The following is a 22,538-nucleotide window of genomic DNA, read 5'->3' as shown; positions in this document are numbered from 1 at the left end:
TCCAAAAGAGTGCTTCTTACATATGGTTACAGCTACTTAGTAAAACTTGTAATCACCAATCTCCATTGCTTTTTATTCTTATTATCGGCCGCAGTCACCTCATAGACCATATCTGATTGAGAAAAATCTCCAACTTTCCCCAATACCGGAGCAGAACCTACAGGCGCAATTGATGCTGCAGTTGAAATAGTTGCATATCCTATTAATTTGGATAAGGAAACCTGATTTCTTACTTCTTCCGTAAATGTTCCGGAAACTTTAGGCACCGTAATAGCACATTCAATAAGTCCTTCTGCCTGATTGATTTTCGTCTGTGCAGTCAATGTTTTTACTTGTAACTTCTCACTAATACCCTCCTGTATAGTCCAGCGATATTCAAAATTGAATGCCGTTACTTCCGCCTCTGTATAAACAGGCAGATCATCATCTAATCCTGCCGTCAGACACGATGACAAACAGATACACAAGAAAGAGAGCAATACGTACTTAATTAATATCAGTTGTTTCATATTCAATAAATTCTAATATATTCATAATTATTCCCAACCCGGATTCTGATCATCCGACAACTTTTCATTCAGAATTGTTTCATTTTTGGGTATCGGTAAAAAGTATCTTCTGGTTGTAAATTTTCTATCATTAGACGGACCTACAACCGGAACCGGTATGATCTCAAAACTTTTGCCATCAGCCGCAATCTCTATTGCTGTCGGAGGTGTATTAAGTTCTTCAATTTCATCCAATCCGTCTTCTTTTCCCCAACGGAGTAAAGACCAATATCTATCTTCTTCCTGCACCAGTTCAACACGGCGTTCCTGTTTATAATATTTCCAGGCTTGATCAAAGGAAAGAGCTGTCGACAAAGCTGGTAACTTTCCATGAGTCATTCTAACCTTATTTATATATTCAATTGCTGTAGTTGTTTCCCCCAGTCTCAACAAAGCTTCCGCATAGTCTAGATACGAACGTCCCAGACGCAAATGAATCAAATGCCAGTCTGTCGGCACGCCAGCAATGACCGATTTATCCTGATAGAGGTTCTTAATATATAAATAACCTGTTTTTGTCATATGACGGTCTTTCTCCTTATTATTCAAATAATACAAGTTTCCACCAACACGTGTTGTAATGATTGAATTAAAATATTTGACTGAGTCGTAAGCTATCGTTGAATAAAAGCGGGCATCGCGGTTCCTATAGATTGCATTACTTACATAATCGACATTCGGTTTGAAATTCTTATAGTAAGATGTTTCATCCCATGTTTTAGCATTCCCGTCGGCATCAACCACCTCATAAGCGTCAACCAAATCCTGAGACGGAGATTTATCATGCCACCCCTCAAAGTTTTCCACAGGCCATACAGCAGCCACCTCTTCCGGTATTTTTCCAGCTCCCTGGTTAGGGACAATAGATTGCATCCATGTTCCTGACATCTTTGTCGTCTCTGATAAATAATAAGTGGCCAGAATCACCTCTTTCGAACTTAACCCGGTAGAATAATCATTGAACAATTTTCCATAATCGCTTTCCAAAGAATAAATACCCAATGTAAACAAGTCTTCACATGCTTTTTTTGCTTGCTGATAATAATCCCTTTTCTCATTAGAATCTGTTAAAAAAGCTGCTCCCTGCAAACAAACAGCTGCTTTTAAAGCATACGCTGCACCTTTTGTCAAAGCACCCGCAGAAGCAGTTGTCGGCAATCCTTCCGCAGCTTCAGTCAGATCATTAATAATAAAATCATAAGTTTCTTTTATCGTTTTCGAACGAGGAAACATAAGGTCGTCATCCGGAGTCAGTACGCGATCAACGATCATCAAGCGTCCAAACAATCTGGCACGAGTATAATAAACAATACTACGGAGCATTTTAGCCTGTGCGATCAGAGGTTCCTTATCCGCTTCTTTTATATCTTCGGAAGCAGTAACCTTCTCTATAATCAGATTGCACCGGCGGATTTCACCGAATTTGTTCCAACCATAATCATTGGCATTCGTCATCAACTCGCGAACTGTTCTGACAGCAGCGCTCATCTCTGTGTTGACAACTGAATTATCACTCCAGTCATCTGCATTCTCCGTCAGCAACTTGGATACATATAAAGTCCCGTTAATAAAAGTCTGTGCTCCTTCTGCAGATCTCCACACCTTATCTTCTGAAAATTTATCCAATGGAGATTTATCCAGATCATCTGCACATGAGGCAAACAAAAGAATAAAAGTCGATAAAATTGCTATATATTTCATATTTGTTTCTTTTTAAAATCCAACATTTAATGCAACTGAGAATGTCTGTTGAACAGGATATCCCTGTCCGCTACCATCCACAACTTCAGGATCGAAATAATCTTTCACACCAGAGATAGTAAAGAGATTGGTCCCCATTACCGATAATTTCAATTTACTAATCGCATTCACATTCCTCAACAATATATTCTTGAAATCGTATCCGAACTGCAGACTCTTCAAACGGAAATAACTTGCATTTTTAATCCAGAAATCAGAAGACTGCGTATTGTTCGAACTATTAATATTCTGATAAGAAGAAGCACGGGGATAAGCCGCATCCACATTTTCCGGAGTCCAGAAATCCAGCTGATACTTATAATTCATCTCCATAGTATTACCACCTTTCATCAAACCGCTTAATTCAACATAACGCGGTCCTGTACCCTGAAATAGTCCATACAAGAAAAAGCCTTTGTAATCCAAATTGAAATCAAAGCCATAGTTAAATGACGGGAAGAACGGTTTACCGATTCTCACTTGGTCTTCCGAATCAATTTTACCATCACCATTTACATCAATATAAGCCAGATCACCCGGTTTCAATTCCGTAGCACTCAGGAAACGAGGATTATCAAGGACATCTGCTGTACTTTGATAGATACCACTTGACTGATACGCATTTCCATAATAATTCTTTTGATGGGTTGAACGCTTTTTAGGGTTTTTCAAAGTGGCTTCCGATTCACTTTCATTTACTTCCCACAACTCATCATAAGTCGTAAAATTGAAACCCAGATCATAATTCAAATGACCGACTTTATTCTTATATCTTACCATTGCTTCATAACCAGCCCGCCGATGGATACTATTCGATTTTACTTGTGGAAGATCTTTTCCCAATGTAGTTGTATAACGATTCTGAGGAGAGATCAAGTATCCTTTCGTCTTATAATAATAATAATCGAAAGTAAAATTCAAATGATTGTTCAGGAACGCCATATCAAAACCAATATCAAATACATCTTTTGTATACCAACTCAAAGCATTCGACACCAGATTCCCTTCTGTAAAACCTGGAACAAACTCACCTCCTACAACGGCAGATTGAGAGTTATATGAATAAGTAGGAATATAACCAAAACGAGCAACTCCGGTTTCCAACCCCACTTGTCCATAAGAAGCTCTGATTTTAAAGAAATCAATAATCTGCTTATCCTTCAATGTCTTCATAAAGCCTTCTTCCGAAACAACCCATGCAACAGCACCTGATGGGAAAAATCCCCAACGCTGATCTCTTGCGAAATTATCAGAACCATCATAACGGAAGTTTCCCTCCAACAGGTACTTATCAGCATAATTATATCTCAAACGTCCCACATACCCAATACGTGCTCCCTCCTGAGCCGTTCCGGTGTTCTGCTGTGTAGATGCGTCTCCGGCAAACAACTGGTCGAAATCATTTGAAATAAAGCCATTTCTCGATGCACTGAATTCTTCATTTGTCGTATTATAATAGCTATACACTCCCTGGACTTCGAGGAAGTGTCGATCAAAAGCACGACTATATTCCACACTAGCCTCCAATGTATTATTACGCCACCAGCTATTTGTCAGTGACATTTCAGATGGGGCAGCCTCCTTCAATACCCCGGAAGGAGAATATTGGGGAGCACTGGATTTAAAATACTTTTCATTATAATTAGAATAGCGGGAGTTAGCCAAAATTTTAAACTTTAACCCTTTATCCCAAGGTAACGTCCAGGTTGCATAAAGTTGTGTGTTTAATATATTATCCGAAACCCGGTCATATCCCGATTCTTTATCCAGCCAGGCCAATGGATGAACAGAGAAAGCACTGTAAGTCCCGTCAGGATTGTAAGCCACGTCTATTGGTTTGTTATACGCCAATAAGTTTCTCCAAATCTGTGACTGACCATATGGATTCGGATTTCTCTTTTCCAAAATTGCATCCAGATTCAGCCCCACTTCCAAACCGATATTATCAAAAGAGGAAGAAACATTACTTCTGATATTATAGCGTTTAAAAGTATTGTTATGGGACTGCTTAAATAAAGATTCCTGATTTAAATAACCCAGAGAAGTATAATATTTCACACCATTTTTAGATTTACCCGACATAGACAGGTTATGCCGCATCTGAGGTGCAAAATTATTGATTGCCATTTTCAGCCAGTCATTATCCGGATAATTAGCCGGATCAGAATGGTTCAACACTTTATTGACCACATCTTCCGAGTACATGGCATAAGCTCCACGACCATCATATTCAGCCGCTTTATTGGCTGCCGTTACATATTCAACAGCATTGACCCGGTCCGGAATAATGGTCGGTCTGCTCCAATCAAAACCTGCAGTATAATCAATATTGATCTTTTCACTATTTCCTCTCTTAGTAGTGACAAGAACGATACCGTTACCAGCCTGAGCACCATATACAGCTGTTGCACTCGCATCTTTCAATACTGATATTGATTCAATATCAGAAGAAGTCAAAGCATTAAAGTCCAATGGTTCACGAATAATACCATCAATGATATAAAGAGGAGTACCACCACCGCGGATAGAAATTGTAGGAACTGTTCCACCAGGTTCTCCTCCTGTTTGCTGAACAATTACACCGGCAGCACGTCCCTGCAACGCAGCAGATGTACTTGTATATGGCAGTTCGTCTATCTTATCTGTTTTTACACTAGTTACTGAACTTACCGTTTTTCTGGTTGATGTCGAGCCATAACCAACAACGATCACTTCATCCAATTGACTGTGGCTTTCTTTTAAAACGACCTGTATTGCAGATTGATTAGTCACAGCTATTTCTTTGGATTCATATCCTATATAAGAAATAACCAATGTTGCCTTTTCAGGAACTGTTATACTAAATTTACCATTGACATCAGTAATCCCTCCTAGTGTCGGATCATTCTTTACTATAATATTAGCACCAATGATTGGTTCTCCATTCTCATCAGTCACTATCCCGGTCACAATCCGTTCATTACTAACCAAAGCGAATAATCCACTTTTACTTAATACAATCTGACGATCGCTAATAGTATAATGTATATCTGTATTTTTCAGTATATTATTCAGAATATCCGAAATGCTACTTTCATTAACAGAAACATTCACTCTTTGTCCCACGTTTACAACGTCTTTATTATACAAAAAGCGGAATTCTGTTTTTTCCTCTATCTTATTCAATACATCTTCAATAGAAACATTTTTCATTTTGAGCGTCAATGAAGTTGATTGAGAATAAGATACCGAGGCAAAAACTTGCGTTAGACTTAAAGCTATAAATAACAAGCATAATCTCATAACTCGAAAAATTTTAATGGCAAAACTTAGCCTTTCGATTTTTTTATCCGAAATGGAATTCATACATTTGTTTGTTTAGTTAGAAAAATAAGGTTGACTAAAAACTTTTAAACAGCTAAACAATCAAAGGAAAGGTCTCGCACACCTTTCCTTTTTATTTAAAGCTGCTTACTCATTGATCTTAATAATTGACTACTTCATAGGCATCAGATTTTTATAGTGAACAAATAATAATTATCTTTTCATACATAACTAAGACGTCTCAGCTGTTTTTTACCACAACTGAAAAGTCATTTTTTTTATTTAAAATCAGATTTTCTTTATTCGGAAGATAAAAAGGTGATATTTTTCATCACCTTTTTCTTTTATACACTTCTATTGTTTGCTTCTCATATGCATTATTCCGGTCCTTCACCCTCTTATTCTGCTTGAAATGCAGAGGAGCACTCATTTCAAGTAAACGCAATATTTCATCCAACGATTCATATTCAAAAGTAGCACGATAAGGTGCATTAGCTAAAGAAGGATCTTTTAATTCTATATTCACATTAAAAGTTAATCCCAGGCGCTTAAAGACATACGATAATGGGTCATCCCTGAATATCATCAGTCCGTCTTTCCAGGCATACCACTTATAAGGATCAGTCTTTGCAATAAGACATTGTTTCGTGAGATTATTAAAGGAAGCTCGTTCTCCCGGAACCATAGCAACAGGTGAAGAGTTTCCGAAAGCGACATCTATCTTTCCGTTAACCATAGTAACAGCAGTAATAGAATCACTTCCATAGGCCTCCACATTAAAAGCCGTACCGGTAGCCCGGAGAGTTATCTGATCGGTTTTTACGATAAAAGGATTTTCTTTATCCGAATGCACTTCAAAATATCCTTCGCCACTCAAGAAAACATCCCGCTCGCCTTTCCGGAAAGTTAAGGGATATTTCAGGGTACTTCCACCATTCAGCCAGACATTCGTTCCATCCGGCAGACGGACTTCAGAGAAAGTACCGTGAGGTGATTTCACTTCCTGATACTCTATCTCATCATACACCCCATTATCCTTCTCTAAAAATAAATAAGTACAGATGATCAACAAAGGGATGACAAGGACAGCAGCCATACGTTGCCAATAGATAATTAATGTACGGGCGATATTCCTCCTTGTGGTTGCGATATTTGCTAAAACTTTTTTCTCGGCTTCAAATACATGAATCTCAGAGGGGGTAAAAGCGGGGTGCATCACCTGCCATATATTACGCATTTCCTGATAATATCGGTCATTATCAGGAGATTGCTTCACCCAATCATCCAGTTTACGGCGTTCTTCTGCCGTTGCTTTACCGGATAGATAAGCTGTGATAATAGGTTGTATTTGATCTTTGTCTGTCATTTTTTCTCTTTTATAGTATTTAAGACGTCCGGGGAATCATTTCCCACATGGTTTATAACTTTTTTTAGGGAATACCTATTGAAAGCAATAGCATGAAGAAATCTTTCAAATATTTCCGTAATAATTCCAAAGTCTTACTGACACGGACTTCAACAGTCCGCTCCGATACATTCAGCTTTTCTGCTATTTCCCTGTATTTCAATCCTTCAAAGCGATTCAGCTCAAAAGCTTCCCTATACAACTCCGGCACCTGTTCCAAGGCATGACGCAAATGGTCATGCAAATCTGAATACAAGACATAATTTTCCGTATCGTAAGAATCAAGTACTGTATTTTCATACTCCGTCTCATACTGACGGACAATTTCAAGATGACGAAATTCATCAAAACAACTGTTACGGACAGCCTTCAACAAATAAGATTTCAAAGAAGTTTCAATCTGTATGTTTTTCCTCTCGTTCCAAAGTTTTAAAAAGATTGATTGAACAATGTCTTCACAAGAATCTTTGTCTTTTATAAAATTCCCGCAGAACAATACAAGATCGGTATAATAGGTCTGAAACAATAATGAGAAAGCCTCTTTGCTGTCTTGCTTCAAAGCAGACAAAACAAAGTACTCTTGTTGTTTATCCAGTTTTCCCATATCGATTTCAAGTATTAACACTATTTCCTGGCAGCTAAATTAATTACATTTTTTCATTTTCAACCTATTTTATCATGCAAAACAACTGCAACCAACAAAGCCTCTACGACACAAGATCGCAGAGGCTGTTTTTTTCTGTATTCCTTCCTCACGGGAGAAATTACAGTAAGAACTTTATTTTATTACTTAATATTAATAACCACTTGTTCGCCTATCACAGGATAATTGATGGATAGTCTAGGCGTTGCATGCAACACCTAGACTCCAACTCGTGGAAATTTTAGAATTTATTTTTGATTATAAATTATCTTATTTTACGATTGCCTTAACAGCAGCTTCACCTTCAACAGCTACTACAACTACACCTGCAGGAACAGAGATTGTAGCTTCGCTAGAAGTGATTACAGTGTTAGCAATTGTCTGACCAAGAACATTGCTGATAGCAACAGTCTTACCTTCAGCACCCTTAATGATAACGGCACCGTTAGTTGCAACTACTGATACTTCAGAAGCGCTGATGCTTTCATTGTCTGTTGCCATATCGTCAGCAGCACCCTTTTCGATGTTGAAGATCAAAGCAGCATCACCACCAGTCTTAGCATCATCGAAAGAAGCATCCATAGCAGACAATACCAAGCAGTTATTCTGGTTCTTGATCCATGCTGCATTCTTCGGAGCTATAGGAGCTACAGCATTTGATTCGATCAAGAATGCGCGATCTTCTTCTACTTCGTTAGCAGCCTTAGTCGGGTCGATATAACGGAATGACCAAGTGTAGTTGTGATGTTTGTCTTCCTTAACAGTAGCTTTCATGTTAATAGAAGAGATCTTCTTAGCTTCAAGAGCTTTCTTAACATCATCCATGCTCAGATCTTTAGTTGCAACAGTTGCAAATGTATTGCCCAAGATATAGATTACGCTATCCTGTTCTACAGCATCTACAAAACCTACACGAACATATTTACCGAACTTGTAAAGTTGTTTTTCTGTAACAACTTGTGTATCTGTAGAGTCAGCGAAGCTAACCAACAGTTTGTAACGGTTGAAGCCTTCTACAGCCGGAGTTGCGTGGATACAATCTTCCGGTCCACATTCTTCGCCATCAGCATTCATGTGTTTGTGGTTAGTTGCATCACAAGGAATGTTTTCAGAACCTTCGTTTACAGTTTCGCTTACATAGATTAAGTATTGCGGTTTGATATTATACTGTGCAGATTTACCAATGTTGTACGGACGAACATTGAATGACAGACCAGCTTCAGCAATATTAGCAGCACCGATACCTAAGTAGCTCATACCTTCACGCTTGAAGTTTACGTTAGTTTCGTCCATCAAGTAGTCGTTTACGTATGCTTCTTTGAACTTCAAGAGCTTAGTTGCATCTTCATTACCTTCTACAGCGCCATCCAATTTAACATTGTTGAAACGACGATACAGAGGTTGGTCAGTTAAACCGATAGAGAAAGCAGATGTTCTAACTTCATTGATAACCTGCTGTTGCAACAGGGCAGTCAAACTCTGGTCAGCAACACCGGCTTTGAAGTTGAATGAACCATCTGCGTTCACATCTTCAGCATCTACAAATGCATAATAGCAAGTAGCATCCAATTGGTTGTTTTCTTTGAAGAAGAATTCGCTTGCAGCAACTTTATCTGTGATCACGAAGTTATTTTCTTCACCTAATGCGATAACAGCTTTTTTAGTGTGGATTGTATAAGACTCTCTCTTCAACTGAGCCAAACCTTTAATTCTCTTCTTAACGTCTGCTGTTACTTTATAACCATAATCAGCTGCTACGTTACCATTAACCGGTTTGATTTCGAAATAAGTAGGAGTATCCTGCAATACATTCAATTTGTTGCTACCAGCCACCTGAGCAATGTATTTTTCCATTGTGTAAGGGTTGAAGTAGTTGAATGCATAGTTAGTAATCATCAACTCATCCTCAGTCAGATATTTGTAACCAAGATGTTCATCTCCTAAGATATTTGCATCTGTAATCTTAGTAATAACTAAAGAGTCAGCAGCAAGATCTGCACAGAAATATTTAGAAGAACCGATAGCCTGAGTAAACTGATAAGTTCCATTCAAGCTTGCATATTCACGGTTTGCAACTTCCACCGGAGAAGTAGCAGCGAAATATTCAGATGTTTTAGTTTTCAGAACAACCCACTGGTAAGCCGGCATGTGGTCAACATTCTGTTCGTCAGCGTCAACGCTCACCCATTCTTCTTTTGCGCCATCGATATGAATCGGAGATGCGTAATATTTATTAGTCTTAGCATTGCGGATGAAATATACACCGTCTTCCAAAGATACTCTGTCTGTATCGCTTTCTTTACAAGAAGTGAAACCTAATACGATATCAGTTTCTTTCTTTTCACCAATTGTTACGACACGAATTTGATCTGCTTTTACCAAATCCTGAACTGTTACATAGTTGAAATCATCATCATTATCAGTGATAGATGTAGCAGCCGTAGCAGCCCAGCTACCAGCAGTCGGTTCTTTAATGATACTCTTTACCTGAATAACCAAAGAGTCATTTGTCGGGAAATAAGTGAACAAGAACTGACCATGTCCTTCCAAATCGCTATCTTTCAACTCATCCAGATCCTCCATATAATTAAATGCAAGGAACATAGAACCTGTTGTGTTGATGAAAGCAGTATCTACGAATAAAGCTTTATCATCAGCTTTTCTTGTAATATAAACAAAACCGTCTTCTGCATCAGCAGCTAAGAAAGATTCCTGGCTAAACGGATTTTTCAAACTTGTTTTGTTTGCATCCGGAGTAAATTTCAGCGTAACGCCAGCATCTGCCTTCTGGATACCCAGCTTAGTATTGATCTGAGTTGCATTCAAAGTTACAGAATCAGCTTCAACCAAAGAGAAAGAAGTAAAAGTTCCATCAACTACTTTACTTGCTAACTCTTTCTTTAAAGTTACTGTATTATCAGCACCAACGACAAAACCAACAACAGAGTCTGTTGTAAAATAAGAATACAAAGACTTGTTAGATTGCAATGTTTCATAAGTAGAAGAAAATGCCCAGCCACTGATTTCACCACCAACTTCAGGAGCAACAGTTGTTACTGTGGCACCAACTGCAAATTCTTCCATTGTAATGGCCAGCAACGCTTCAGCACCTTTGTTTACAAAGTCAAAATAAGGTGCTTTTCCCTTATTTTCTTCTGTAACAGTAACACACCACAAAGTACTCGCTACATTGTCTGCTTCAATAGAAGGAACAGCGACCAACTTTCCGTCAGCATTAACCGACAAAAACTGATCACGAGCAGTACCATCACCTACAACCAATTGATACAAACCACTATTGGTTCCTTCAACTAAAGAAGTAACGTTGTCTGCTGCAAAAACAGATGTTGCACCTAACAATGCTACACCTGCCAAAAGAGTAGAAAACTTTTTGTTCATAATTTAAAATTTAATATTAATACTAAAGTGTAATAAGTTCAATTCACAATTGAAACGCCTCGCTTTCTTAATAAATGGCGAGTTTAAACGTTCCTTTAATCTCGCCATTTTTTTTGGGGGCTTTCCTTTCGTTTGTGAAAGGCCCTGTTTTGTACATTGTTTGCTATTCGATTGATAAGAAAGCATATAGACAGATAAAAAATATCTTAAAAAGAATGGTTGGTATGAAACTAATTCTTACTTTTGTTGACGAGAAAAAAGGAACGTTTTATTTCGCCACGGCTTTTTCTCAATCGCCACTTTATTAATCAACCAATTACACTCTATTTTTTCACACATTTTTTACTCAATAATATTAATGTACGGGCGTACATTAATATATAACTATATAGCTTTTCTTTCAGCACTTTACAACACATACCCAATAATCCTACTAGAACTAAGAAAAAGTACCGAATAATTAATTCTTTATATCAGGAGATTTATTACCTTTGGTACGGACTTTTAAATACGGAAGGAACACATTACAGAAAAGTAAAGCATTCTTTACATATTTGTATTCCTAACCTTACATTTATGGAAAGAAATTGTTTCATAAATAAGATTAGGGAGAAAAATCCTTAATAGTCATGACGTTAAACCTTAAATATCAGGAGGAATATGAGTATTGAATACGACTTATTTGCCAATCCCCCCAGAAATGGGGAAGAGAAGCCGACGTTACATGCCAGAGCTATCAATATCCAGACCGTCAATACCAACGAACTGGCGCGGATGATCGAGAGCATGAGCACTTTCACGACGGCCGATATCAAAGGGGCAATCAAGGCAATCAGCGATCGGTTGTACTTCTGTCTCAGTAATAGCCAGAGCGTACATCTGGAAGGGATCGGTACGTTTTCAGTGACGCTGAGATGCAAGCAGCAGGTGGAAAACAAAAAAGATATACGCTCGGCATCCATTGAGTTTAAGAACGTGGAGTTCCGTGCTGATCCGGAGTTGAAGAAACGTTTCCGGGGCGTTCGTATCGAACGGCGGGAAGGGACCAGCGAGAAAAAAAACTACAATGCCGATATCCGGCAGAAACGTATCCTGTGGTATATAAAAAACTATGGGACAATCAATCTGACAGTTGCTGCCAGCCTGAACCAATGCACGCGGCAAAAGACTAAAAAAGATCTGGAACAGCTGCTTGAAGACAATCAGATACAAAAGAGCTGGTGCGGAAAACGAGCTTTCTACACCAGGCGTTCGCCCCAGCAACCAACAGCCGGCCCGTTACCTAACGACCCAACGGAATAATATGGAACTATACACCGCTATCAAAATACCCAAGCCTCCTTTCCGGTTTTCCTGGCAGGAACGCATCTTACTGCTCGGTTCCTGTTTTGCGGAAAATATCGGGGCGAAGCTGGCTGAGAACAAGTTCAATGTCGATATTAATCCGTTCGGAACACTCTATAATCCGGCATCCATCGCTGCCGCATTGCGAATGCTGCTGCATCCGGAGCGGTTTACCGAGGATGATTTATTCCGGCACGAAGGCGTATATCATAGTTTTACGCACCACAGTCGTTTCTCTTCCACCTCGGAAAAAGAGTGTTTGGAAAATATTAACGACAGGCTGTTTGCCTCGGCACAAGAAATCAGGAAAACCGGATATATGGTGATCACACTGGGGACTGCCTATGTCTACCGGCTGAAAAGCTCCGGCCAGGTGGTAGCAAACTGCCATAAGCTACCGGAGAAAATGTTTGACCGCTCGATGCTATCCGTGGCGGAGATTGTGTCGGAATGGAAGGAGTTGTTGCTCTCCTTATGGGAACAATGCCCGGACCTGAAGATACTTTTCACCGTCAGTCCGATACGCCACTGGAAGGACGGGGCACATGGCAATCAACTCAGTAAGGCAACTTTGCTACTGGCAGCCGATGCGCTCCAGGCGGCCTATCCGGAACGGATCGCTTACTTCCCCGCCTACGAAATCATGATGGATGAGCTGCGCGATTACCGCTTCTATGCAACCGATATGTTGCATCCTTCGGAACTCGCTGTTGATTATATTTGGCAACGTTTTACAGAAAATTTCTTATCCGATGAAACGAAAGGCTTTCTTAAAGAATGGGCAGAGATCCAAAAGGCTATTAATCATCGCCCGTTTCAACCCGAAAGTGAAGCCTATAAACGCTTCATCTCGCAAACTTTGTTAAAGATGGAACGAATTAACGAGAAATTTCCTTCCTTTGATAGTACAAAAGAGATGGAAATAATAAAGTCTAAACTAATGTAAAGAATGGAATACTCAATAAAAGAAATCGTCAGAATTATCGGTGCGCAGGCAAATAACTTGCAGGATAGCACCATCAGCATTTTGCTGACTGACAGTCGCCGGCTTTCTTTTCCGGAACAAAGTCTCTTCTTTGCCCTTAAGACAAAGACCAACGACGGACACAGATATATAAAGGAACTCTACAAACTGCGCGTCCGCAATTTTGTAGTGAGCGAAATGCTTCCGGAGTTCGAATCGCTCGGAGAAGCAAATTTCCTGGTGGTAAAAGATACGTTGAAAGCTCTTCAGAAACTGGCTACCCATCACCGGAAACAGTTCAATATCCCGGTGATCGGCATTACAGGCAGTAACGGGAAAACGATTGTAAAGGAGTTCCTTTATCAACTATTGCACAAGGAATTCAACATTGTCCGCTCGCCGCGCAGTTACAATTCACAGTTGGGCGTGCCGCTGTCCGTCTGGCAAATAAGCGACAAGAATACGCTGGGAATCTTTGAAGCCGGCATTTCCCAACCGGATGAGATGGAAAACCTGCGCCCGATCATTTCACCGACTATCGGTGTTATTACCAATATCGGAGAAGCACATCAGGAAAATTTCATTTCCACCACGCAGAAATGCCTGGAGAAACTGACTTTGTTCAATGAATGCGAAGCCATTATATATGACGGGGATGATGCGTTTATATCCAACTGTATCGAATCGGCCTGCCTTTCACATAAGGCGATTGCCTGGAGCCGGACAGACTCGGATGCACCGCTTTATATCGAAAAGATCGAAAAGAAAGAGAAAGAAACAGTTATCCTTTGCACACTGCTCGGGCTGACTCAGAAATACGTCATTCCTTTCACCGACGATGCTTCCATCGAAAATGTGATCCATTGCCTGGCAGTAATGCTTTATCTGAAGCCGACCAGCGTAAATGATGCCAATAAATTTGCCCGGTTGGAGCCTGTCGCCATGCGCCTGGACGTGAAGCAAGGCATCAACAATTGCATGCTGATCAACGACACATACAACTCGGATATCAACTCGCTGGATATCGCCCTCGACTTCCAGCAGAGTCGTCATGTGGACAAGAACCTGAAATGTACGTTGATCCTCTCCGATATCCTGCAATCAGGCACCTTGCCCAAGTCGCTTTACAAAAAGGTTGCCGACCTGGTTCGCCGTAAAAACATCGACCGGATTATCGGTATCGGACGGGATCTGAAAGAATATGGCAGTGCATTCGATATCGAAAAGGAATTCTACCTCAGCACGGATGAGTTTCTCAAATCACCGACATTCAAGAAGTTCAAAGACGAACTGATCCTGATAAAAGGCTCACGCCACTTCCACTTCGAACGTATCTCCGAGTTACTGGAAAAGAAAGTGCATGAAACGATCCTCGAAGTAAACCTGGACGCGGTTGTGCATAACTTCAACTATTACCGTTCGAAGCTGAAACCGGAAACCAAGATGGTTTGCATGGTAAAAGCGTTCGGATACGGGGCCGGTTCATACGAACTGGCTAAAACGTTACAGGAACATCGTTGCGATTACCTGGCCGTTGCCGTTGCCGATGAAGGAGCAGAACTTCGTAAAGAGGGCATCTCAATCCCTATTATCGTAATGAATCCGGAGTTCAGCAGTTTCAATGTCTTGTTTGAAAACAATCTGGAGCCGGAGATATATAGCTTCCGCCTGCTGGATGCCATGATTAAGGAAACGGAACGACGGGGGATCACCTCCTACCCGATCCATATCAAGATAGACACGGGAATGCACCGTCTGGGATTCCAACCGGATGACGTCCCGGCCATCTGTGAACGGTTGAAAGAACAAAGTGGCGTAACGGCACGTTCTGTATTCTCCCATCTGGTGGGAAGCGACTCATCCATCTTCGATGATTTCACAAAGAAACAACTGGATACATTTACTCAGGCGGCTGCCGAACTGGAAAACGGCCTGGAATATAAAGTCATCAAACATATCCTGAACTCTGCCGGAATCGAACGTTTCACGGACTATCAGATGGATATGGTCCGCCTGGGAATCGGACTATACGGTGTAAGTGCTTCCGGCATAAAAGGCCTGCGCAATGTCAGTACCCTGCGTACCACCATCCTTCAGATACAACATGTCCCGGCTGGCGACTCCATCGGTTACAGCCGCCGTACTTATGTGGACCGTGATTCGCGCATCGCCATTATCCCGATCGGTTATGCCGACGGCCTGGACCGTCATTTCAGTAACCGGGGAGGCGAAGTCTCCATCAACGGAAAACGCTGTCCGATCGTCGGAAATATCTGTATGGATGCCTGCATGATCGACGTGACCGACACTGACGCCCAGGAAGGCGATCCAGTCATCGTCTTCGGCGAAGAACTTCCGGTAAGCGAACTGTCCGACAAACTGAAAACTATACCTTACGAAATACTGACCTCAGTTTCTCCACGGGTAAAAAGAGTTTATTACAGGGAATAATTTTCCGACAAATAACAGGAGGCCCGGATGCAGAAATATGCGTCCGGGCTTTTTCTTTTAAGGGAAGTTCTCCACAAGTTATGCAGCAAAGCCGGACATAAATTGTTTATCTTGCACATTTTATGTACTTTTGTGCCGTAAATAAATTAAATAAAGGTATGAGTCATAATTTATTGAAAGGTAAAAGAGGCATTATCTTCGGTGCGCTGAACGAGATGTCGATTGCCTGGAAAGTGGCAGAAAAGGCTGTGGAAGAAGGGGCAACTATTACATTAAGTAATACGCCGGTTGCCGTACGTATGGGTGAAGTCGACGCCCTGGCTAAAAAGCTGAACGCAGAAGTGCTGCCGGCAGATGCCACTAGCGTGGAAGATCTGGAAATGGTATTCTCAAAATCAGTAGAAATACTGGGAGGAAAAATAGATTTCGTATTGCACTCTATCGGTATGAGTCCGAATGTGCGCAAAAAACGTACATACGATGACCTGGATTACGATATGCTGGGAAAGACATTGGATATATCCGCCGTCTCTTTCCACAAGATGCTCCAGGTAGCCAAAAAGCAGGATGCTATCGCCGATTGCGGTTCGGTACTTGCTTTATCGTATGTGGCAGCACAGCGTACTTTCTTCGGTTACAACGACATGGCGGATGCCAAGAGCCTGCTGGAATCGATTGCACGCAGCTTCGGTTATATTTACGGACGCGAAAAAGGAGTACGTATCAATACGATCTCTCAGTCGCCGACCCTGACAACAGCCGGTAGCGGAGTGAAAGGTATGGATCATCTGATGGATTTCTCCAATAAGATGAGTCCGCTGGGTAATGCATCGGCCGAAGAATGTGCAGATTACTGCATCGTAATGTTCTCTGACCTGACCCGCAAGGTTACTATGCAGAACCTTTTCCACGATGGTGGCTTCTCAAGCATGGGCATGAGCCTTCGCGCCATGAACCAGTACAGCAAAGGATTAGAAGAATTTACCGACGAGAACGGAAATATTATTTACGGCTAACCAGCCGTAAATAGCTGACAGTTATGCTAATAAAAATATACCCCGAAAATCCCAATCCGAGGGAAATAGACAAGGTTATCGACGTCCTTCGCGACGGAGGCCTGGTCATTTACCCGACCGACACAGTATATGCGATCGGCTGTGATGCATTGAATGTCCGCGCAGTTGAAAAGATCTGTCAGATGAAAGGTATCAATCCTCAAAAGAGCAACCTTTCCATCATCTGTTACGATCTTTCCAATTTGAGCGAATATGCCAAAGTAAGCAATTCCGCTTTCAAGTTGATGAAGAAAAACCTGCCCGGTCCTTTCACCTTCATCCTGCCGACAAGCAGCGAATTGCCGAAAATATACAAAAACAGGAAAGAAGTCGGTATCCGTGTGCCGGACAACAATATTATCCGGACCCTGGTAAAGGAGCTGGGAAACCCTATTCTGACCATGTCTGTTCATGACGACGATGACGTGATCGAATATTCGACTGATCCGGAGCTGATCCATGAAAAGTATGAAAATACGGTGGACATCGTTATCGACGGTGGTTACGGTGGTTTCGAAGCCTCAACGGTTGTAGATTGCACCACAGATGAGTTTGAGATTGTACGCCAAGGGAAAGGTATATTAGAATAAAGCAAAAAGACTTCCTGCATTGAAACAGGAAGCCTTTTTCTATTTTAACTATCTAACAGAATCTGCAATTTAGAAGTTCCCCACATTTGCTTTATCCCACCAGACACGAGTACCGCCAATATCGCCGGTAAATTTTCCACTTGAGTTTTCCTGATTCAACAGATCAATACCTTTCTGTAATTCTGCATTATTTGTATTGATTTCAATTTCAGAATAAATCAGACGGCGAATTTGTTCATCCGTATCAATTGTTCCGTTACTGCTGTTAACACGAACCGGGAACAGTTTAGGATAACCTGTACGGCGATATTCAGCCCAAGCTTCTGTAGACAACGGGAAGTTTGCCAGCCATTTTTGCGTAATGATACGCTGCAGCTTTTCTTCATTGCTTGCACCATCATTCCATTTAACCGGCACTGTATTCATTGCTTTATAACTATTTTTAGAGTCAATCGGATCTACGAAGTCAATCTGCGTTGTAGTACCATTGATGTAATTCTCGATATCTTGTTCAGATATATCAACCGTTCCATTCACATAAGCCTTTTTGTATTTCAACTCATTATTAATAGAGATACGGATACCTTCTTCATACAGATCCTTGGCATTACCACCCATACTCCAACCACGCAAAGCACCTTCTGCACGCAGGAAATAAGCTTCTGCCACCTTCATTACCGGGAACGGAGTAGCATAAGAACAAACGACACTTGAGAAACCACCCCATTTATTCGGCTTCGAAGGTAATTCACAACCCGCACGTATGCCCAGATACTTAGTATCTACAGCTATTTTAGATCCGTCTTCGGCTACAATTTCCTGAGTATTCTTCGTTATATACAACGGTGTACGAGGGTCCTTATAACCTTCCATAATAGTTACCAAAGATGCATTGACACCACAATCTCCCCATTCGAACATACGGGTCAATTCATTACTTAAACCCTGATCAATCAGAATATCTTTATCGGCAGAGGTCAGAACGCCACCCTGATACGCTTCTTCCGCTTTCTGTTTTGCCAACGTCGGATTCGCTTTTACAATACGCATCGCAATACGCAGTTTGAACTGGTTAGCAACCTTTATCCATAAAGAGCGGTCACCTTTGCACCAATAATCAAACTGTTGCATGTCTGCTGCGGCTGAAGTTCCATTTTTGAAACCTTCTATTGCTTCATCCAGCAAAGTGAACATACTATTATAAACACTTTCCTGTGTATCATAAGCAAAAGCCACATCATTGCCATCCAATACAGACTGATAGGCAATAGGTCCGTAAGCATCTGTCGTCATCAGCATACCGTAAACCTGGACAACACGCATAACGGCAGCATAATCTTTGATACCCTTTTCATCACAGGCATTGATCAGACGGCGGGTATTATTGAAGATATGCAGATAAAAATTCTCATACATACCGCCACAGAAACCGCGGTTCAATTTATAATCGGCATTCCCGTTACCTCCAAAGTTGTGAGGGGTCATGAAATAACCGCCAAACAGATCAACACTCAGGTTTGTCCAAAACTGGAACATATTCTGCTGCGGAGCATATACATAAGTAATCGGTTCTATGAACTGAGCCTCAAACGGCATGTTATCCGGATCGACTTCATATTTATTGGTATTCAGTTCCTCAAAATTATCAGTACAACCGACAATCATCGTGCCGCAGGCAATAGTCAGGCCCAAAGCGGCTGCATATTTGAATAATATATTTAATTTCATAGATAATCAAGATTAGAAGTTTAATTTCAGATTAAGACCAACACTACGGGAAGAAGGCAACGCAAACATATCAACCCCTTGCCAACCGTTTCCGGTACCGGCAGATACATCCGGATCCATCGGAGCATCTTTGTAGAAGAAGAACAGGTTACGGGCAATCAAAGACGCATTCAGATTCTTTCCGATACCGAAAAGGTTACGGAACGTATATCCGAAAGACAACTCACGCAAACGGACATTCGTTGCATCGTAAACATACAACTCATTAGCATACTGCGAATTGAAGTTTGTTGCACCTACTACGGAATAGAATTTCTGAGGATCAAAAGTTACTCCTTCAAACACAACACCACCATTATCGCGGGCAGCACCAGAGCGTTCGGAAACACCCCAACCATCCAACGTAGCTTCAGTCATTGACATTACTTTACCACCCACCTTTGCATCGATCAGGAATGACAAAGTGAAATCTTTATAGTGGAATGTATTGGTCCAACCCATATTTACTTTAGCATTCATATCACCGACATATTTCAGATCCTGAATACCGTCACCACCCAACTGGGGAGCACCGTTTTCAGAAACAACAGGTTTACCGTTGTCATCTCTCTTGATCTGACGAACATACAAGTCACCATAATGGCCACCTTCCTTCAGGATCACTTTTGCTCCGCCATAATCAGCCAGAGTCAAACCGTCAGGTAGTTCATCTACTAATTCCTTAATCTCATTCTCGTTATAAGCAAAGTTGAAGTTTGTACTCCAGCTAAAATGATCGGTAAACTGATTATGCCAACCCAAGCCAATTTCAAAACCCTGGTTCTGCACATTACCGGCATTTACATAACGGTTTCTCAGACCTGTTTCCCAGGGAGCTGAGATTGAGAAGAACTGGTTCTTTGTATTTGTCTTATAATACGTAAGGTTCACATCCAGGCGATTCTGTAGGAATGTTCCGTCAAAACCAACTTCCAGAGAATTTGTCTTTTCCGGTTTCAATGTTTTGAACGGTGCATTTTCGGGAGGCGTCAAAGATCCCTGGTCACCCAACTCATAACGCAGATTCGTCATAAAAATAGGAACGTCATTACCTACCATTGAGTAAGAAGCACGCAACTTAAACATATTAACATTCTTGCCAAAGTCAATAAACTTATCCAGTAAAGCACTGGCACCTACTGACGGATAGAAGAAAGAAACACCATCCGTATATGCCAAAGCAGAAGACCAGTCATTACGAGCAGTTACATCCAGGAACAAACCTTCCATATAACCGAACTGAGCAGTCGCGAATACAGAATTCAAACGTTTTTCTTTCAATGATTCAGTCGTAGTCATCCGGTAATAGTTAGCCGGAGAGAAGATATTCGGATAATAAGCACTACCAGTCGGTTTGCCATCTACAACCGAGAACTTGGAGTCACCCCAACCGATCAAATCAACACTGGAACCAGTTGTTTTCGTAAAACTGCTACCAGCTGTCACCGATAAAGTATAAGTATCTTCCCAGCTCTTATTATAGCTTGCCAGAATATCTCCATACATCTGCTCACTGAAAATACGGGAATCCTTCATGGTACCCATCTGGTTACGTCCGCCTGTACTGGAAGCATATTCATTATATATCCATTTCTCATCACCACGTTCGTAACGCAAACGGCCGGTAACGGAAAGACCTTCCATAATATCATATTTAACACTACCTCCGAATTCATAACGGTTACGGTTTGAAGTCGGTTTCTGACGGTTCACCATCCAGTAAGGGTTGGAGAATTGTTCCTGGGCAACATTCGTCCAGTTCTGGACATTTGCGTTCAAAGAAGGTTTATACACCTCGTAATTATTTTTGTAATGATCCCAGTCTTCTCCTCTCGGGAACAAATAAGCACCGGTAACCGGATTACCCAGAAAACCGGCTGCTGCCTGGTTTTCAATATCCTGATTATTATAGCGGGCACTTACATCAATATGAACTTTCTTCCATAGGTGGAAACCGACTTTAGCCAACAGGTTATGACTCATATAGGTATTTTTCGGTGTTACACCGTGAGAAGCTACATTCGCATAAGAAAAATAAGAAGAGATGTGTTCATTACCACCACTCAAAGCAATTGAATTGTTGGTAGTGAAACCAGTCTGATAGAAATCTTTTGCATAATTTGGAGCAGTAGTCGACAATTTGTCCCCCCAACTGAATGTACCCTCATTGCTCATTCCGTAAGAATTCTGGAACTTAGGCAACGAAGCAACTGTTTCCACTGTTGTATTGCTCGATACATCGATCGACACTTTACCCGACGATGCCGATTTAGTAGTAATCATAATTGCACCGTTGGCAGCCACAGCACCATACAAAGCCGCCGCAGAAGCACCTTTCAATAAAGTTATCTGAGCAATATCGTCCGGATTGATCGTAGACATGGCATCACCACCATCACGACCTCCACCATAATTACTGTTTACCTGTGAATCAGACACATTCATCATCAAAGGCACCCCGTCTACCACAATCAACGGTTGGTTGCTACCATTAATAGATTTGTTACCACGAAACAGGATCTTGGAAGCACCACCCGCACCGGTAGAGTTCGGAGTGATCTGCAAACCGGCACTCTTACCCTGTAAAGAGTTGATCATGTTTACGTTCTTAATTTCATTCAAGTCTTTGCCGCCAACAGTCTGGGCTGCATATGACAACGTTTTCGATTCGCGTTTGATACCCATGGCAGTTACAACAACTTCGCCCAATTGTTCAGAATCGGAAACCATAGAAACATTAACAACAGAACGTCCATTAACCGGTTCTTCCACTGTTTTCATACTCAAATAAGAAAATACCAGAATTGCATTTTCACCAACTTCCAGAGAATACTTTCCATCGAAATCAGTTACAGTTCCAATAGTCGTACCCTTTTGTAGAACATTTACGCCAGCAAGAGGCTCATTCAGTTCTTTGTCCATCACAACACCGCTTACTTTTCCTTGTGCCCACAGCACATTTGTACATATCCCAATGCAGAATAGTACCAACATAACAAAGCTCTTCCTCATAAAGTCAGATTGTTTAGGTGAATTAATAATGAAAATTTCCATAACACTTTATCCTAAAGTTAAATAACAGGTTTAACATTTACATACATACAGCCAAAACAAGAACTAAGTTCTACCAGAACTTATATAGCATTGCGTTTATCCGGTTGTAAATCTATTAAATTATAACCAAAATAAGCAATAATTGTTTGAATAAAGATCATTATTTTTATTTATATTAACACAATAATATCGCGTTTCCCAGCACACTCGCATCGGTATTAACATTTGTTTGTAGCAAATAGACAGAGTTCTGGTAGAACTCCGTAATAAAATAT

The 22,538-nt window shown here is 41.0% G+C and carries 13 protein-coding genes; 5 read left to right on the top strand and 8 right to left on the bottom strand.

Annotated elements, in window-relative coordinates; genetic code table 11:
* Window positions 1-32: 32 nt before the first annotated feature.
* From HMPREF1535_RS10930 to HMPREF1535_RS10905, 6 genes are all read right to left on the bottom strand, one after another.
* Window positions 33-509, bottom strand: a complete 477-nt coding sequence (locus tag HMPREF1535_RS10930; RefSeq protein WP_009859922.1) for a DUF5018-related domain-containing protein — start codon at window positions 507-509, stop codon at window positions 33-35.
* Between the two features lie 27 nt (window positions 510-536).
* A complete protein-coding gene (locus HMPREF1535_RS10925) occupies window positions 537-2,249 on the bottom strand; it encodes a RagB/SusD family nutrient uptake outer membrane protein (RefSeq protein WP_046146129.1) in 1,713 nt (570 codons plus the stop codon).
* A 12-nt stretch (window positions 2,250-2,261) separates the two neighbouring features.
* Complete coding sequence (locus tag HMPREF1535_RS10920; protein ID WP_229102555.1) at window positions 2,262-5,480, bottom strand: TonB-dependent receptor; 3,219 nt, start codon at window positions 5,478-5,480, stop codon at window positions 2,262-2,264.
* A 442-nt stretch (window positions 5,481-5,922) separates the two neighbouring features.
* A complete protein-coding gene (locus tag HMPREF1535_RS10915) occupies window positions 5,923-6,957 on the bottom strand; it encodes a FecR family protein (protein WP_046146127.1) in 1,035 nt (344 codons plus the stop codon).
* A 64-nt stretch (window positions 6,958-7,021) separates the two neighbouring features.
* Entirely contained in the window at window positions 7,022-7,600 is a 579-nt protein-coding gene (locus HMPREF1535_RS10910; protein ID WP_010800805.1) for an RNA polymerase sigma-70 factor, read from the bottom strand.
* Between the two features lie 309 nt (window positions 7,601-7,909).
* A complete protein-coding gene (locus tag HMPREF1535_RS10905; protein ID WP_046146126.1) occupies window positions 7,910-11,038 on the bottom strand; it encodes a DUF6383 domain-containing protein in 3,129 nt (1,042 codons plus the stop codon).
* Between the two features lie 660 nt (window positions 11,039-11,698).
* On the opposite strand from HMPREF1535_RS10905, the gene HMPREF1535_RS10895 reads away from it, so the two are divergent.
* The 5 genes from HMPREF1535_RS10895 to HMPREF1535_RS10875 all read left to right on the top strand — a co-directional run bounded on the left by HMPREF1535_RS10895 (window position 11,699) and on the right by HMPREF1535_RS10875 (window position 17,442).
* A complete protein-coding gene (locus tag HMPREF1535_RS10895) occupies window positions 11,699-12,340 on the top strand; it encodes an HU family DNA-binding protein (protein ID WP_009859928.1) in 642 nt (213 codons plus the stop codon).
* Window position 12,341: 1 nt separating this feature from the next.
* Window positions 12,342-13,328 carry a GSCFA domain-containing protein gene (locus tag HMPREF1535_RS10890; RefSeq protein ID WP_046146124.1) on the top strand — a complete coding sequence of 329 codons (987 nt, stop codon included), beginning with the start codon at window positions 12,342-12,344 and terminating at the stop codon, window positions 13,326-13,328.
* 3 nt (window positions 13,329-13,331) lie between these two features.
* Window positions 13,332-15,797 (top strand): bifunctional UDP-N-acetylmuramoyl-tripeptide:D-alanyl-D-alanine ligase/alanine racemase, encoded by a 2,466-nt coding sequence (locus HMPREF1535_RS10885; protein WP_046146123.1) that lies wholly within the window; start codon window positions 13,332-13,334, stop codon window positions 15,795-15,797.
* A gap of 158 nt (window positions 15,798-15,955) precedes the next feature.
* Window positions 15,956-16,813: an enoyl-ACP reductase FabI gene (locus tag HMPREF1535_RS10880; protein WP_046146122.1), complete on the top strand. Its 858-nt coding sequence runs from the start codon at window positions 15,956-15,958 to the stop codon at window positions 16,811-16,813.
* Between the two features lie 23 nt (window positions 16,814-16,836).
* Window positions 16,837-17,442, top strand: a complete 606-nt coding sequence (locus HMPREF1535_RS10875; RefSeq protein WP_046146121.1) for an L-threonylcarbamoyladenylate synthase — start codon at window positions 16,837-16,839, stop codon at window positions 17,440-17,442.
* A gap of 69 nt (window positions 17,443-17,511) precedes the next feature.
* Here the strand turns inward: HMPREF1535_RS10875 and HMPREF1535_RS10870 are convergent, their stop codons facing one another.
* Window positions 17,512-19,170, bottom strand: a complete 1,659-nt coding sequence (locus tag HMPREF1535_RS10870) for a SusD/RagB family nutrient-binding outer membrane lipoprotein (RefSeq protein WP_010800809.1) — start codon at window positions 19,168-19,170, stop codon at window positions 17,512-17,514.
* Window positions 19,171-19,182: 12 nt separating this feature from the next.
* Complete coding sequence (locus HMPREF1535_RS10865) at window positions 19,183-22,221, bottom strand: SusC/RagA family TonB-linked outer membrane protein (RefSeq protein WP_046146120.1); 3,039 nt, start codon at window positions 22,219-22,221, stop codon at window positions 19,183-19,185.
* Window positions 22,222-22,538 lie beyond the last annotated feature (317 nt).

The organism is Parabacteroides goldsteinii DSM 19448 = WAL 12034 (genome assembly GCF_000969835.1).
In the GTDB taxonomy this organism is placed as follows: Bacteria; Bacteroidota; Bacteroidia; order Bacteroidales; family Tannerellaceae; genus Parabacteroides; species Parabacteroides goldsteinii.
This window is presented reverse-complemented; position numbering and strand designations above follow the sequence as displayed.

Coding starts and splice junctions, on each gene's coding strand:
- HMPREF1535_RS10925 (WP_046146129.1), bottom strand. CDS start 2,249: ATGAAATATATAGCAATTTTATCGACTTTTATTCTTTTGTTTGCCTCA.
- HMPREF1535_RS10915 (WP_046146127.1), bottom strand. CDS start 6,957: ATGACAGACAAAGATCAAATACAACCTATTATCACAGCTTATCTATCC.
- HMPREF1535_RS10895 (WP_009859928.1), top strand. CDS start 11,699: ATGAGTATTGAATACGACTTATTTGCCAATCCCCCCAGAAATGGGGAA.
- HMPREF1535_RS10890 (WP_046146124.1), top strand. CDS start 12,342: ATGGAACTATACACCGCTATCAAAATACCCAAGCCTCCTTTCCGGTTT.
- HMPREF1535_RS10875 (WP_046146121.1), top strand. CDS start 16,837: ATGCTAATAAAAATATACCCCGAAAATCCCAATCCGAGGGAAATAGAC.
- HMPREF1535_RS10865 (WP_046146120.1), bottom strand. CDS start 22,221: ATGAGGAAGAGCTTTGTTATGTTGGTACTATTCTGCATTGGGATATGT.
- HMPREF1535_RS10870 (WP_010800809.1), bottom strand. CDS start 19,170: ATGAAATTAAATATATTATTCAAATATGCAGCCGCTTTGGGCCTGACT.
- HMPREF1535_RS10910 (WP_010800805.1), bottom strand. CDS start 7,600: ATGGGAAAACTGGATAAACAACAAGAGTACTTTGTTTTGTCTGCTTTG.
- HMPREF1535_RS10930 (WP_009859922.1), bottom strand. CDS start 509: ATGAAACAACTGATATTAATTAAGTACGTATTGCTCTCTTTCTTGTGT.
- HMPREF1535_RS10920 (WP_229102555.1), bottom strand. CDS start 5,480: ATGAAAAATGTTTCTATTGAAGATGTATTGAATAAGATAGAGGAAAAA.
- HMPREF1535_RS10880 (WP_046146122.1), top strand. CDS start 15,956: ATGAGTCATAATTTATTGAAAGGTAAAAGAGGCATTATCTTCGGTGCG.
- HMPREF1535_RS10905 (WP_046146126.1), bottom strand. CDS start 11,038: ATGAACAAAAAGTTTTCTACTCTTTTGGCAGGTGTAGCATTGTTAGGT.
- HMPREF1535_RS10885 (WP_046146123.1), top strand. CDS start 13,332: ATGGAATACTCAATAAAAGAAATCGTCAGAATTATCGGTGCGCAGGCA.